This window comes from Agaribacillus sp. DX54 (assembly GCF_056858335.1).
In genome coordinates, this window is sequence record NZ_JBXEQE010000006.1 from 86,081 (window position 1) to 101,379 (window position 15,299).

Consider the following 15,299-nt stretch of genomic DNA (forward strand, 5'->3'; position numbering starts at 1 on the left):
CCACACTTAAACGCTATCCATAAAGGTTTTTTCCACCTTGTTAAATACTATAATACCCACAACAAGAACAATAATTGTAAAAGTAAAACTATACATCAGGTGATAGGCATTCAGGGTGCCACTTCCCAAATAGCCATACCTGAATGTTTCAATGATAGAGGAGATGGGATTCAAGGTGACAAGCAACCGGTATTTCTCAGGCACCTCAGACAGTGGATAGATAACAGGGGTACCATACATCAATAGTTGAACGCCAAAAGTAATCAGAAATCTCATGTCCCGGTACTTGGTGGTCAGTGAGGAAATAAGCAGGCCAAGCCCCAGCCCCATGGCTCCCATTAATAATACCAGGATGGGTGACAGTAACAGGTAAATGTTGGGATTAACCACAGTATCTTCAAATACAATGTAATAAAAGAGTGCGACGATGAATAACAAAAATTGTATACCTAATTTTATCAATTTAGATATTACGACTGACAAAGGAGCGATCAGCCTTGGAAAATATACCTTTCCGAACACCTGCGCGTTGGTAATAAACGTGCTTGAAATGGTGGTTATACAATCCGAAAAGTAACTCCAGCAAACCACACCTGACAAATAAAAAATCATTTTGGGTAAGCCATCTGTCGATAAGCCGGCCACATTGCCAAAAATAATGGTATAGGTGATGGTGGTTAAAATAGGTTGGATAAAAAACCACGCCGGACCAAGAATAGTTTGTTTATAAGTAGCCACAAAATCTCTTCTGACAAACAGATAAAGCAGATCCTTATATCTCCATATATCATCTAATTGCAGGCTTAATAATTTAGACTGGGGTGATATCACCAAAGTCCAATTATCATTCTTTATATTTGTTCCGGTCATTAAATTCTAATTTGTTAAAAGCCTCAATGTCACCTGATTACCAGCACCTGGCTTAATTTCTCACAAGTTTAACTTTAAAAAATCAAATTTATAAATAGCTGGTAAATCTATTGGTATTTTTCTCAGTTTTAATTCATTGGAGTAATAAATATGCACTTTTTACATAATTATAATCTGTCAAAAACCCAATTTGGCATTTTTATTTTGAGTTTACGTCAAAAGCTTCCGTAGCTTTTTCCAAAAATGTCTGTTTCAGGACATTCAGGCATTTACGGACTAGTTTGGCTTTAATGCCTTGAAAAAAGAGAAGGTAACCCAACATTAAGTACTCATATTCAACCGAATGTAAGATTAACGCCAAGTTTTTAATTTCCGGAAAACAGCGGGCTTTTATTGTTACCGGTTCTAAAAAAAGTACCCCTGTAAGGGCTGTTTCCTACTGATCCATGATAAAGCTCATTTGATGATAATCCTGTTCCAAACTTCATTCCTGTCCAGTTGTACCCTCATCAGATACGGACCGCTCTTAATTCGGGTTATATCGACAGGTCGATTCATTAATGTGGTGGTTTTCAAATAGATTGCCGACTTAATCAGGCCACCCCTCAGGTCATACAACTGCAAATTAACCTGGCCCAGATAACTGTTTTCCAATTGAACATTCAGCATGTTATCTGCAGGATTAGGATACATTTTAACAGACTTTTTCAACGCATCTTCGATACCGACTGCTAAGTCAACGGAGAGTATAAATGATGCAACAAACATATTGTTTGTCGCCTGCCCATCATTGGCTAAGACGGCAAATTCCTGCTCTCCAATTAAATGCTCGGGCTTTGGCTTAATTAAAATCATTCCGGTATTGTCAATGGCAACATCCGCAAAATTAACAGAGGACGGAATAATAGAATAGGTAACGGTCTGTGAGACCTCATCAGACGGTGTTGCTTCGGGTAATACATTAATTTGGGTAGTTTCAAAGCCAGTAGCAAGCTGGACGCTTTCCTCGGAAAGGGTAAATGCCGGTGGGTCATTGACAGGATCGATGGTGATAGTGAAAGTTTGTTCGGCACTGGTCTGTGAGGGCATACCATCATCGCTGAGAGAAATGGTTACGGTAAAAATACCATTTACATTTTCCCCGGGTGTAAAAGTCAGATCACCATTCGCATCGATGGCAGGTGATATTGTATTACTGTTGGATGACTGCACACTGACCATGTTAAAAGTAAGATTTTGGTCTGATTCGTTATCACCATCATCGATGCCCGTAGCCCAATTGGTAAATTCCTGGGGGCCGGCATCTTCATCGATGGTGATGTCAGGGCCTTTTGTAAATACGGGTGGATCATTAACCGGTTCCACATTAATATTGATAGTCCGGTTGTCCGCTCCGAGTGGGTTAGTGGCAGTAACATCAAACGAAGCCGGCCCCTGCTGATTTTGTCCCGGCATCCAGGAGACCGTTCGGGTTGCGGGGTCGTATGTCATACCGGCGGGAAGGTTGTCAACCTGAATCTCTGGCGTCGGGACCCCGGTGGCTTCTATTCGATACTGGAAATTTTCTCCCGGAGAAGCGGTCAAAATACCGGGATCTGTTATTTGAGGACCAGTCAAATTACTATTTATGGCCAGCTCCCATGCATCGGCCATGTCCTCGTAGCCATCCTGGTTCGGATGTATTTTATCTTCTATGAGCGCATCGGGATAGGTAATAGCAGATTCCTGATCGACCATGATCAATTTATCGCCGTTATCGATCCTCTGATTAACCATCGACTCAATTTGATTATTAAAGGCAGTGGTCTCGGTACCATTAAAGGAGCCAAACAGGAATCTGATAATCCTTGCCACAAACACAACCACTTCCGTATTGTTGTCTGCCTCATATTGATCAATTCGGTCAAGAATCGCCTCTACTTCAGTAACGATATCGGTAAGGTTTTCTTCGGCCCCGATATCATTGGTTCCGATGTGCAGAAGAATTACATGTGGCGGATTATTGGTAAGCCAATCCTCACCGGACAAATAAATGTTGTCTCGAATCTCATCAGCCTTCCAACGCGGATGTCCTTCGTGATCCTGATCAAATCCTCCATTACCGTTTGACTCACTCCCTACAAACTGCAACCCCGGATAAGTGGGTTGCAACGCCAGGAAAAGTCTTTTCCGGTAACCGATATCGGTGGACTTGGGCCCATTGTTAGGTTTGGTGCCAGCCGTAATCGAATTCCCCAATGGCATTATTCTGAGCTGTCCATACGTCAGCGCCGGCAGGGAAAACAATGATAGTACAAAGGTTATTTTAGCTATGTTTCGCAGTATAGATTCCAATTTGGATGTTTTAAGTTAAAAATCAAATTTTATACTTTACTACTCCATCCAGTCGCTAAAATCAGTTAATTTTTTAATAGTTTTTCAAGGATAATGTCATTGCCAAGTACTACATGGACAAAATAAGTTCCGGTTTCTATGTCACTGACATTCAATTCCTGTAAGTATTGCTGGGTATTTTTGACCTGGTAAAACCCTTTAACCATTTTACCCCTCATGTCGAATATCTTTACTTTTACCTCACCGAGATAGTCATTCTCCATTCTTAAAGTGATCTGATCCGATCCGGGAATAGGGAAAACACTCAGGGATTCGGCAAATTCACTATCTCCGAGGCCGGTGGGACCTGCTACATTTAACGTAAAAGTTTGTGTAAAAGTATTGTTTTCATTTTCATTATCGTCTGCAATAACTTCAAATTCCTGATTGCCGGCGCCACCTCCTGCCAAAGGATTGATAGTAACAGCACCGGTGATAGGCGATATCGATACCTGCGCAAAACCTACGGTTTCAGGATTCAAGGTGTATATTACTGTTTGATTAGTCTCATCGGCCGGTACCGGATCCGGTGTAACATTTATGGTAACTTCATCGAAGTTCCCTTCTACAGTAACCTCAGTTTCCGAAAGTGTAAATGCAGGTGCGTCATTAACAGGATTTACCGCAATGTTGAATGTTACCGGCGCGCTGGTTAGAGGAGGTGAACCGTCATCTGACAAAGTTACCGTAATGTCTGCCGATCCATTGGCATTGTCGGCAGGAGTATATATTAAATCCCCGGATTCACTAATCGCAGGCCCTGCGGCAAACAGAGACGGATTGGTATTACCTGTGATGTTAAAAGTCAACACCTGCACCAATTCAGGATCACCGTCATCTATATTGGTGGCCCAGCCAGTAACAGTCTGGGGTCCGGGATCTTCATCAACGGTCTGGTCACCGGCATTGTCAAAAGCAGGTGCGTCATTTTGCTGACTAACCGTGATACTAAAAGGCTGGTCATCGTTACCCTGGCTATTAGATGCCCTCACAGTGACATCTAACACGCCAGCATCTGCCTGCTGGGGTGTCCAGGTGATTAAGCCGGTATTTGCATCGATTTGCATACCGGTACCGGTAGGTTTCAGGCTGAATGTCGGCACAGGGTCTCCTGTAGCCTCCACCTGATAGTTATAAGTCTCTCCGATCGAGACAGATGTGGGAGCTGTGGAGGTGATTTCCGGTATGAGAGGACAAATGCCTGTTCCGGCATTTCCATTGTTGAAGTGTTGCAAAATCTCATTTCCCGTAAGGGCCCTGTTAAAAATTCCAATATTGTCCATGGCCCCATCAAAAAAAGCGTTGTCAGCAGTTACATCTGAGAATTTAAAGTTACCGATCCTCAATGGGTTATCGGTTGCTGCAAAATTACCGGCAAGACTTAGCGCACTGGAGTTTTGAAGCGCACCGTCCACATAGATCCTGATTTCACCATTTTCCGCATCATGAACGGCAACCACCTGGCGCCATTGGCCATTGTTGATGGTTGTATTCCCCTTCACCTCGTTGATGTCCAAATTGACACTATTACTCCTTAACTTAAATATAGCCAGGTTGGAGTTCTGTTCAACACCAACCCACCATAACATGCCCTCGTTAGTCCCTTCATCCTCATTATTAGTTCTTGAAACAAACACCCGCTGATTGGGGGAACTGGTGGTAAATTTAACCCAGGCTTCAATGGTAAAGCTTCCGGCGAAATCAAAGTCTTCTGAGGCGGGAACTTCAATATACTGGTCGATACCGTTAAACTGTTGTGCTCCACCGATAAGTCCTTCTGTAGTACCGGGACAATTTACCCCATCGACACAACTGCCATCGTTGTTGCCGGAAAAATCCGGAAAATTGATGGTACCATCCAGTTTGTAATGTGCGGCAGTCCCGTTGGGACATTGCGCATGTACATGCTGGAAAAAAAACAGGGCAAATATCACCGCCGGCATCGACAGTCTAAGATTGAATATATGGAAAGTCAGGGTGTAAGTATTTTTCATTCTAAGTGAGTTTTAAAGAATTTCGAACCAAGATATTAATAACTATTAGTAATTAATGCGATTAATTTAAAAAATGTAACCACAAACTTACATTGTAATAAAAAAATCTCAAAACAAGGCAACTATTCAATATGCAATGACAAAAATATAACTATTTATATTTTTTTTATGAAAAAAATGCTAAATTTTCACCAATCCTCAAAAATATCCTTTGTACCATTCCACAAAGTTCGTTATCCCTTCTTTCACAGAGGTGGATGGCATATAACCTGCATGCTCCTTCAAACTGCTGACATCGGCATACGTGGTATTCACATCACCCGGTTGAAGCGGCAAATAGTTTATTTTTGCTTTTTTACCGATCACTTCTTCGATGGCGTGAATAAAATCAGTGAGTTTTACAGGCTCACTATTGCCAATATTGTACAGGACGTAAGGTGCTGAGCTATGGTTGGTTGGCAGTTTTGATTTTTTTATACCGGCAGGAATTTTGGTAAGCGTTTTGACAATTCCGCTTACAATATCATCGATGTAAGTAAAATCCCTTTTCATGTCTCCATAATTATAAACATCTATGGGCACATCGGCCAGAATATTCTTTGTAAACTTAAAAAGAGCCATATCCGGTCTGCCCCATGGGCCATAAACCGTAAAAAAACGCAGCCCGGTGACGGGTATATGATAGAGATAGGCATAAGAATGTGCCATCATTTCATTGGCTTTCTTGGTGGCTGCATATAAGGAAACCGGGTGTGCTGTAGCATGGGACTCCTTAAATGGAGTTGCTGAATTCAATCCATAAACCGATGAGCTGGAAGCATAAACCAGATGTTGCACATTCAATCTTCTGCACCCCTCCAGAATATGGAGAAATCCCTTTATATTGCTTTCAATATATACATCAGGATTTTCAAGGGAGTAACGTACACCGGCCTGCGCAGCCAGGTGAATTACGTAGTCAAAGTTCTCATCTTCAAAGATTTGAAGAACGCCATCTTTATCTTCCAGGTTCAAATAAATAAAGCTTAATCCTTCATCCACTTTGTATACCTGTCCGTAGTTTAATTGCTCGCGGGGTATGCCCTGTTGTTCCAGGCGGCTGTATTTGAGGTTAACATCATAGTATTCATTGATATTATCCAGTCCGAATACATGATGTCCCTCTTCAAGCAGGGCCAGCACCGTGTGCATCCCTATAAATCCGGCGTTACCGGTAACTAAAACTTTGGCCACATTTGTTTTGATTAATCACTTAGTCAATTGATAAAACCCGGACAATTACAGGCTTTTATAAGCCATTTTGGAGATCCTGCCGTTAAATACGCCTTTCACATCAAAGAAAAGTGCATTTGTGCCAGTCAATTTCTGAAAGTAGTCTTCTTCAAGATTCATGTAATCATCGTGGTTTACCGCTAATATTATTGCGTCATAGTCTTTATCCAGCCTTTTTTGGATGGTATATCCATACTCATACTTCACCTCGTCACTATCGGCAAATGGGTCAGCCACATGTACCTTAACCATATATGATTTTAATTCATTATAGACATCTGCCACCTTGGAATTTCTGATATCAGAAACGTTTTCCTTAAAAGTTGCCCCCAGGATCAACACTTTTGCCCTTTTCAGAGATTTGTCATTGGTAATGATATGCTGTACAACTTCCCTGGCTATCAATTGCCCCATGTTGTCATTTATGTTCCTGCCCGACAAGATCATTTTGGCATGATAACCCAGTTCACTGGCCTTATGTGTCAGGTAATAAGGGTCTACACCGATACAATGCCCACCTACCAGCCCCGGTGTAAATCTTAAAAAATTCCATTTGGTTCCTGCGGCTTCCAGCACCTCATAAGTATTGATACCGATTTTGTTGAAAATTATAGACAACTCATTCATCAGGGCTATGTTAACATCCCTTTGGGTGTTTTCAATAATTTTTGCGGCCTCGGCCACTTTGATGGAAGAGGCCTTATGAATGCCTGCCGTTATGATAGAAGCGTAAACATCAGCAATCACTTTGGCCGAACCTTTATCACAACCGGAGACCACTTTCAGGATTTTGGTCAGGGTATGCTCCTTATCGCCCGGATTTATTCTTTCGGGGGAATAACCAACCTTGAAGTCTTTGATGAATCTCAGCCCGGACTCTTCTTCCAGCACCGGAACACAGTCATCTTCGGTACATCCCGGATAGACCGTAGACTCAAACACCACGTAATCGCCTTTTTTCAACACTTTCCCGACCGTTTGGCAGGCAGACAAAAGTGGCTTCAGATCAGGCCTTCTGTACTCGTCAATGGGCGTAGGTACAGCAACAACATAAAAACTAGCGGACTCGATACCCTTTAGATTATCGGTAAATTTGATATCACAGCCTTCAAAGTCTTCTTTCTCCAGTTCCTTGCTCGGGTCGATGTGATTATTCATCATTTCCACCCTTTTGGCATTGATATCGAATCCGATAACGGAAAATTTTCTGGCAAATTCCAGCGCAATGGGTAAGCCTACATATCCCAATCCAACCACACAAATCTTTTTTTGTTTACTCAACAGTTCCTTTAACATTTATTCAGGTTTTATTTATAATTATTCAAAAAATATTATTATTTCCACCCGCAAATTAGCCCACCTATGTTTATTGTTCAATACTCAGCATCAGGAAAAGTTACATGCAGAAAAAAAAGTACTATTTGCCCTTGTCCTGATAATAACCATAGCCGTAACCATAGTTGTTACTCTGGTCCTTGACATCGTTGAACAAAATACTTACATTTTTCAATTTTCCGCTTTCATAGAGTTCCTGCACATTTTTAATAGCCTCCAGGGGGGTATTATTCTGGCGGACAAGGAAAATAGTGTGATGGGCATAATTCATCAAAATAAAGGCGTCAGTCACTAAGCCCAAGGGAGCGGTGTCAATCAGAATATAGTCATAATCCTTCTTCAAATCATTAACAAGTTCCCCCATTTTATTATTCATTAAAAGTTCTGACGGATTAGGCGGTACGGGCCCACTGCTGATTATGTCAAGATAAGGTATCTCTGTCGACTGGATAATCTCTGATTTAAAGGCCGACCCCGCTAAAAAGTTACTAAGTCCCACATCATTCTTAAGGCCAAAGTCACCAAATATTTTAGGTCTTCTAAGATCGGCACCCATCAGCACCACCTTTTTGCTGGAAAATGCAAACACGGTGGCGAGGTTAATAGAAGAGAAAGTTTTTCCCTCACCACTCACACTGGAGGTAAGGACAAAGATCTTCTGATCCACATCCGAAGTAAAAAAATTAAGGTTCGATCGCACCGAACGAAAGGATTCTGCGACAACCGATTTGGGGTTATTATGGACCACCAACATGCTTTTACCCTTCACGTAACGCCATATTTGACCTAATATCGGAATATTTGTATTTCTTTCGATATCTTCTTTTTCAGCCACCTTGTTACTCAGGAAATCCTTACTCACAATAAAGCCCAACGGTAAGGTTATGCCCAGAAAGAAGGCGATCAGGTAATTTCTCTTATCACTTTTCTCTGCTCCTCCAATCTGCATAGGTGGGTCGATAACCTGGATATCTGTAGATGCCGAAGCCTTGGCTACTTCCGCTTCCGCCTTTTTTGTATTATAGAGAATGTAAAGATTTTCGCTAATAAGATTGAGCCTTTCAATGTTCACCAGGGACTGTTGAGCGCCGGGGGCCGCATAAATTTCCCTCCTTATACTATTTGCCCGGCTGTCCAGCCTGTTTTTATTTTGCCGGGTTGCAGCGACCAGGTTGTTTACACTTTCGGAAATACTTGTTTTTAGTCTTTCCACATTATCTCTTGCTCGCTTAATGTAAGGGTTGTTGGTGTTTTGGCCTGTGCCCTGTTCTGCCTGATCAATTCTTTCCTGCTCAGTAACCAAATCATCAATCAATTTTTTTAATCCCGAATCGTCAATACCTATAGCCGCTAATCCCGACAAGTCGTCAAAATTATAGGAAGAATTGATGGTACTCAATAATTGGTTGTAGATAGCAAGCTTGTTTTCATACTGTTCACTTTGCAACTCAGCGTCATCGAGCCGGTTATATAATTGTACGGCACTTTGACTCAATTGCGCGGAACTTTGTTGCCTGATACTCACCTTTCTTGTTTCAATCAGGTTAAGGGAATCAGTAATCCTCTTTAGTTCCCGGCTGATAAAGTTGATGGTTTTGGTAGCCTGCTCGTTTTTTCGTTTCAGTTCTTCATCGATATAGACATCAATCAATTTGGTAATAAAATCAATTTCCTTGCGTGGTATGGTACCAATCAATGCAAGGTCTATGGTAGAGCCGTCAGTACCTGGAATGACATTCAGTTTATTCGTGTATTCCATGGTAACATAATGTGGGTGCCACAGGGAAAAGGTGAATTCCTGATTAATAATGGAACTATAATCGTAATCTCTTTTTTTGATGGCCCTGAAAGTCAAGCCCCGGTAGTCGACTGTCTGGCCAAATTCATACAATGTGGAAGCATTACCCGGGTCATCCTTCGAAAAAAACTTGAAATGATCTTTGTCATTGACAATGAATTGATAAGATTTGCCATAGTTTTTGACCTCCATGGCAGAGTCAATTTGCATGATGGCAGGTTCCCATCCGTAGGCTTGTTTGGGTCCTATCTCATCTTCAATGGTAAATGAATGGGTAAAGTTTAATTCATTGATCGTTTTGTAGATAATCGGATAGGATTTCAATACGAAGGACTCTACTCCTTCGGTAACCATATCGCTGGAGATATCGGTTCCGTAGAGAAAGCTTGCTGCATTGGCACCGGTCCTGCTTTTGACCAGGATCTTTGACTCAACGCGGTAAACGGGCCTGGTATACTTGTTGGCAAAATAGGCGATAGCAAAAGCAATCAAAAGTACTCCCAGGAAAAAATACCAGTTTCTGATTGCCTTCATCAGGATCTTCCTGATATCGGAAAAGTTATCCTTCTTATTATTCAAATTACTATTCACGACCTGCACGTTTAATTAATTACTAAATACTTTGTATCTTGAATAATTTAGTTATCGTTTATCAGTCTGTCCACTAATAAAGCAATACTGGCCACAGAAGCAAGAATACTCAAACTAACAGCTATGTTTTGCTGGCCAGTTCTGGCATTAACCGCTTTTACAGGATCAACGATGATCTGATCATTCGGTTGTATGTAAAAATAAGGATTACTTAAAATATCCCGGTCCAGTACGTTTACATACAAGACACGGGCTATATTATTTTCATACCTGACTATTTTGACATTTTTACGATCTGCAAAATCTGAAAAATCCCCGGCATTTGCCAGTGCCTCTAAAATATTTATCTTCCCGGTATAATTATTGAACGTACCCGGAGCCCTCACTTCTCCCAATACTGTATATTGAAAACTCAATATCTTAATCACTACTTTGGGCGACTCCAACCCGCCCTGTTGCAGCAGATTGCTTATCTTTTTTTGCGCTTCGCTAAGGGTTAATCCATTAATTTTGACATCACCTATTACCGGCAATTCGATATTACCCTGTTCGTCAATGATAAATCCGGATAGCAATGGATCACCGCCCCCCTCAAGCTGTGTCTGAGCCTGGGCAAACCAGTTAAACTCGGCTACCGTGGTTGTAAAAACCTTTATTTGCAAAATGTCTTCAGACTTCAATCTATATTCTACATATTTTGTTTGATAATCCAGTTCCACTAATCGATCGCCCTGCAGGTATTGACGCTCTTTGATTGGGACACAGGAGTCGGCACCTATTATAAAAAACAATAATAGTAATTTGATTCTCATATTGAATATTAAGGGATTGTTAAAAATGTACAAATAAAAATTTCTTTTTTCCAAAAAGCAAATATAAAAACTTTAAGAACATGAACTAATAATAAGATTAAAAATTAACATTTTGCAAATTCCCTGATTATTAACTATATGACTTCCCTATTTCCCATACTTCCCGGATCATTTTCAGGAAATCCGGCATGTCTTTTAAGGGCACCATATTTGGCCCGTCGCTTAAAGCCTTTGAAGGTTCGGGATGGGTTTCAATGAAAAACCCGTCCACCCCGGCGGCGGCCGCCGCCCGGGCCAGATAGGGGGCAAACGCTCTTTGCCCTCCGGAAGCTCCACCGGCCCCTCCGGGTTGCTGAACACTATGAGTCACATCAAAGATGACGGGCGAAAATTGTCTCATAACAGGCAATGACCTCATGTCCACTACCAGATTGTGATAACCAAAGGTCACTCCCCGCTCCGTCAGACATGCATTTTGGTTGCCCGTATAACGGATTTTCTCCAGGGCATATTGCATATCTTCAGGTGCCATGAACTGACCTCTTTTTATATTTATTGCTTTTCCTGATTTTCCTGCGGCAACCAGCAAATCGGTCTGTCTGCAGAGAAAAGCCGGAATCTGTAAAACATCTACCACCTCAGCCACAGCACTTACCTGATGTGACTCATGTACATCTGTTACCAGCGGTACCCCTACCTGCTCTTTTACTGCCTGCAAAATCGACATGGCTTCATCAAAGCCCAGGCCCCGGAATGAGCCTGAAGAAGTGCGGTTGGCTTTATCAAAAGAGGCTTTAAATATATAGGAAATACCTAATTCATCCGTAACCTGCTTTACCTTCGTGGCGATTTCCAGGCAGATTTCCTGATTTTCCACCGCACAGGGTCCGGCAAGCAGCACTAAATTATTACCACCTAACACCAGGTCTTCTGTAAGATGGATGGGAGCCAAGAATTTTTGCATATACTAACTTTCCTGTTTTATTACTCAAACTTCCTAATCATTTTTATCAAATCAAAAACTCATTGGTTTATTTTTCTTCAATAGGGGCATTGATATGAAGGTAACCTTTGGTGAGTTAGGGAGGTTTTTAACTATTTTAATGTTTTGAATGCCGGTGAAATTACGTTGAAGTGATTACGCTGAAGTCGTGATATGACCTGGAGTCACACGATGACCATGGTAATGCTTTTTGTTATTCGGTTTAAAATGATATATTACAGTATAGAAATATCTAATGAATAAACAATGACACCCAATACCATTTAAATCCGGATGAAGCATCTGATCTCCATGTTATTGCTACTGGCCTTCACTTTATCTTTGGTGGTTGCTCTGAATATAAAGCTGGGGCCTGTACCTCCTCTGGGAAAATTTTTCGATCCTTTTTCCGGATTCTGGCAAAATGCAGCAACCACAAACAGTTATCAGGATCATTTATTGGAAACAGGTGGGCTGGAGGCTGAAGTAAGGGTAATCTATGACAGCCTGATGATCCCCCATATTTTCGCCCGGAATGATCACGACCTCTTTTTTGCACAGGGTTTTGTCACTGCTAGCCACAGGCTATGGCAAATGGAGTTTCAGACGCATTTTGCGGCGGGAAGGTTATCTGAAATCTTTGGGAAAAATTCCCAGGTTTTAAGGTTAGACAGGTTGCATAGAAGAATAGGCCTTGAATACGGCGCCGATAATTCATTAAAGGTAGCGACAAGTCATCCTTTATCAAAGGCTGCGATCGAGGCTTACGCAGAAGGAGTGAATGCCTTTATCAACGCTCTGGATACAAAGACACTGCCTATCGAGTACAAGCTTTTTAACTACCGCCCTGAAAAATGGACCGCCAAAAAAACCTCCTTGTTATTAAAGTATATGGCTAACAATCTGGCCGGCAGGGACTATGATCTGAAAAGCACTAACACGCTGAATATCATAGGAAAGGAAGCCTATGATTTTCTGTTTCCTGTTCGCGACAGGGGTATCGACCCTGTTATACCGAAAGGTACACCCTGGAATTTCAGCCCTCTGAAGACAAAAGATGATTCCCTGTCCGTGCCGGAGGACATCACTTCCGCCATTATTGAAATGCCCGACCCGGATAACGGAAGCAATAATTGGGCGGTATCCGGTAAAAAGACTGCCAGCGGAAACCCTATACTGGCCGGTGACCCACATTTAGGGTTAAATTTGCCGTCTATCTGGTTTGCCATTCAATTGCATAGCCCTGATATGAACGTAATGGGTGTAAGCCTGCCGGGTGCCATGGGGGTGATTATTGGTTTCAATGACTCAATCGCATGGTCGCTGACCAACAGCCGGCGGGACGTGCGGGATTGGTATAAAATAAAATTCAGAACCCCCGAAAAAAATGAATACTTCCATGACGGACAATGGAAGCCTGCACGAAAAGTGATTGATACAGTCTTTATAAGAAATCAGCCACCTTTCATCGATACCGTAATATATACACATCATGGACCGGTAGTTTATGACGAGCAATTTATGCCTGAGAATAAAAAGCAAAATTATGCGTTAAGATGGGTGGCTCACGATGGCTCTAACGAAGCTTTAAGTTTTTATCTGTTAAACCGGGCAAAAAACTACAGGGAATTTAACGAAGCAATGGATCATTTTGCCTGCCCGGCTCAAAACTTTGCCTTTGCCTGTGCCAACGGCGATATTGCCATACGCGTACAGGGCAAATTTCCTTTGAAAAGAAAAGGACAAGGCCAGTTTTTGATGGATGGTACGCTGCCTCAAAACGATTGGCAGGATTTTATTCCCCCAGAACATAATGCCCGTATACTCAATCCTCCAAGAGGATTTGTCAGTTCAGCCAATCAGTTTCCTGTCGACAGCACTTACCCCTATTTTGTGTATGATGGTAACTACGAACATTACCGTAACCGCCGGATTAATCAACGCCTTGAAGAGATGGACCACATAACACCCGCCGATATGCAGGCCTTGCAAAACGACAACTTTAATATGAAAGCGTCTGAAAGCCTGCCCGTATTACTCAGCTATCTTAACAGGGAAAACCTGCCGTCACCGGCGCAGGATCATCTGGAATCGCTGGAGTCGTGGGATTTTTACAATGAACCGGAGTTAGTAGCACCGGCAGTGTTTAACTTATGGTGGTCGCAATTTTTTAAGACGTTTTGGGACGAATTCGATGCCGACAGCCTGCTATTAAGAACGCCCAGTACGCCGCAAACCATTTATTTAATGCGCCATGACACCGTCCAAAACTATGCCGATATTAAGGAAACACCGGAGATAGAAAGCTTACAGGATGTTGTAACCCAAAGCTACCTGACAGCGGTTTCAGAACTTGAAGCATGGAAAGAAACGTCCAACAGGGAGTTAAACTGGGGGAATTATAAATATACTTCGGTGAATCACCTGGTTCCCCAACTGGCCGCTTTCAGTGAAAAAGGAATCATTACCGGAGGAGGCAAAAACATTGTCAATGCCACGAGAGGAAGGCACGGCCCTTCGTGGAAGATGGTGACCGAGCTGGGTGATGAGGTCAAAGCCTGGGCCATATATCCGGGTGGGCAATCCGGCAACCCCGGAAGCCCCTATTACAGTAACTTTATCCCGGTTTGGGCCAAAGGGAGATACCACCGTTTGCTGTTTATGAAGCATGCCGACGAAAAAAACAATGCCTTATTTTATACACAAACCTTACAATAACACAACCCATGAAGTTGAGCCTTAAAGTCATTTTGATTGCTGGCCTTTCGTTTTTTATGCAACAATTCTTGCCGTGGTGGGTAATAGCACCGGTGGCATTTTTGGTAGCTACATCTATCAAATCATCAGGGTTTTCAGATTTTATGGCTGGATTTCTGGGAGTAGGCCTGCTATGGATGGCAATGGCCTGGTGGATCGATTTGGAGACTGACAGCATATTGACGCAAAAAATCGCTGTCTTATTCAATGTCGGGAAAGCATATGTTATAATCCTGGTTACCGGACTAACCGGAGGTATCGTTGGTGGCTTTGGAGCACTCAGCGGACATTTTTTAAGAAAAACCCTTAAACCATGAATCCGTACCTTGTCCAACAGCTTTCGGAAAAGAGTGGGGCCAAGATATCATTATGCGGTAATTTGATTGCAACAGCTCGTATAAGGTGACTTTACTGATAGATAGAAACACTACAGTGCAGATAGTTTAATAAATATCCTCTATAAAGTTGCTATAATCCTGTCAGGCAAACACAATAATTTGTACATTAGCATATTG

The 15,299-nt window shown here is 42.1% G+C and carries 10 protein-coding genes; 2 read left to right on the forward strand and 8 right to left on the reverse strand.

Annotated elements, in window-relative coordinates; genetic code table 11:
• Positions 1–6: 6 nt before the first annotated feature.
• The 8 genes from AC04NP_RS09160 to kdsA all read right to left on the reverse strand — a co-directional run bounded on the left by AC04NP_RS09160 (position 7) and on the right by kdsA (position 12,009).
• On the reverse strand, positions 7–870 hold the full coding sequence (locus tag AC04NP_RS09160; protein WP_482859313.1) for an ABC transporter permease: 864 nt from the start codon (positions 868–870) through the stop codon (positions 7–9).
• Between the two features lie 456 nt (positions 871–1,326).
• Positions 1,327–3,204 carry a T9SS type A sorting domain-containing protein gene (locus tag AC04NP_RS09165; protein ID WP_482859314.1) on the reverse strand — a complete coding sequence of 626 codons (1,878 nt, stop codon included), beginning with the start codon at positions 3,202–3,204 and terminating at the stop codon, positions 1,327–1,329.
• 65 nt (positions 3,205–3,269) lie between these two features.
• Positions 3,270–5,237: a LamG-like jellyroll fold domain-containing protein gene (locus AC04NP_RS09170; RefSeq protein WP_482859316.1), complete on the reverse strand. Its 1,968-nt coding sequence runs from the start codon at positions 5,235–5,237 to the stop codon at positions 3,270–3,272.
• 198 nt (positions 5,238–5,435) lie between these two features.
• Positions 5,436–6,470, reverse strand: a complete 1,035-nt coding sequence (locus tag AC04NP_RS09175) for an NAD-dependent epimerase/dehydratase family protein (protein WP_482859317.1) — start codon at positions 6,468–6,470, stop codon at positions 5,436–5,438.
• Positions 6,471–6,515: 45 nt separating this feature from the next.
• Positions 6,516–7,805 carry a nucleotide sugar dehydrogenase gene (locus AC04NP_RS09180; RefSeq protein ID WP_482859319.1) on the reverse strand — a complete coding sequence of 430 codons (1,290 nt, stop codon included), beginning with the start codon at positions 7,803–7,805 and terminating at the stop codon, positions 6,516–6,518.
• Between the two features lie 121 nt (positions 7,806–7,926).
• Positions 7,927–10,233, reverse strand: coding sequence for a polysaccharide biosynthesis tyrosine autokinase (locus AC04NP_RS09185; RefSeq protein WP_482859320.1), 2,307 nt, complete (start codon positions 10,231–10,233; stop codon positions 7,927–7,929).
• 47 nt (positions 10,234–10,280) lie between these two features.
• The gene (locus tag AC04NP_RS09190; RefSeq protein WP_482859321.1) at positions 10,281–11,045 is read right to left on the reverse strand and encodes a polysaccharide biosynthesis/export family protein; all 765 of its coding nucleotides are present in this window, start codon (positions 11,043–11,045) and stop codon (positions 10,281–10,283) included.
• Positions 11,046–11,175: 130 nt separating this feature from the next.
• Positions 11,176–12,009: a 3-deoxy-8-phosphooctulonate synthase gene (gene kdsA, locus AC04NP_RS09195; protein WP_482859322.1), complete on the reverse strand. Its 834-nt coding sequence runs from the start codon at positions 12,007–12,009 to the stop codon at positions 11,176–11,178.
• Between the two features lie 312 nt (positions 12,010–12,321).
• On the opposite strand from kdsA, the gene AC04NP_RS09200 reads away from it, so the two are divergent.
• Together AC04NP_RS09200 and AC04NP_RS09205 are read left to right on the forward strand one after the other, a co-directional pair.
• Entirely contained in the window at positions 12,322–14,745 is a 2,424-nt protein-coding gene (locus AC04NP_RS09200) for a penicillin acylase family protein (protein ID WP_482859323.1), read from the forward strand.
• A gap of 8 nt (positions 14,746–14,753) precedes the next feature.
• On the forward strand, positions 14,754–15,101 hold the full coding sequence (locus AC04NP_RS09205; RefSeq protein ID WP_482859324.1) for a hypothetical protein: 348 nt from the start codon (positions 14,754–14,756) through the stop codon (positions 15,099–15,101).
• Positions 15,102–15,299 lie beyond the last annotated feature (198 nt).

Bases quoted from the DNA above. Each gene is read 5' to 3' on its own strand.
- AC04NP_RS09160 (WP_482859313.1), bottom strand. From the start codon at position 870: ATGACCGGAACAAATATAAAGAATGATAATTGGACTTTGGTGATATCA.
- AC04NP_RS09170 (WP_482859316.1), bottom strand. From the start codon at position 5,237: ATGAAAAATACTTACACCCTGACTTTCCATATATTCAATCTTAGACTG.
- AC04NP_RS09180 (WP_482859319.1), bottom strand. From the start codon at position 7,805: ATGTTAAAGGAACTGTTGAGTAAACAAAAAAAGATTTGTGTGGTTGGA.
- AC04NP_RS09190 (WP_482859321.1), bottom strand. From the start codon at position 11,045: ATGAGAATCAAATTACTATTATTGTTTTTTATAATAGGTGCCGACTCC.
- kdsA (WP_482859322.1), bottom strand. From the start codon at position 12,009: ATGCAAAAATTCTTGGCTCCCATCCATCTTACAGAAGACCTGGTGTTA.
- AC04NP_RS09200 (WP_482859323.1), top strand. From the start codon at position 12,322: ATGAAGCATCTGATCTCCATGTTATTGCTACTGGCCTTCACTTTATCT.
- AC04NP_RS09205 (WP_482859324.1), top strand. From the start codon at position 14,754: ATGAAGTTGAGCCTTAAAGTCATTTTGATTGCTGGCCTTTCGTTTTTT.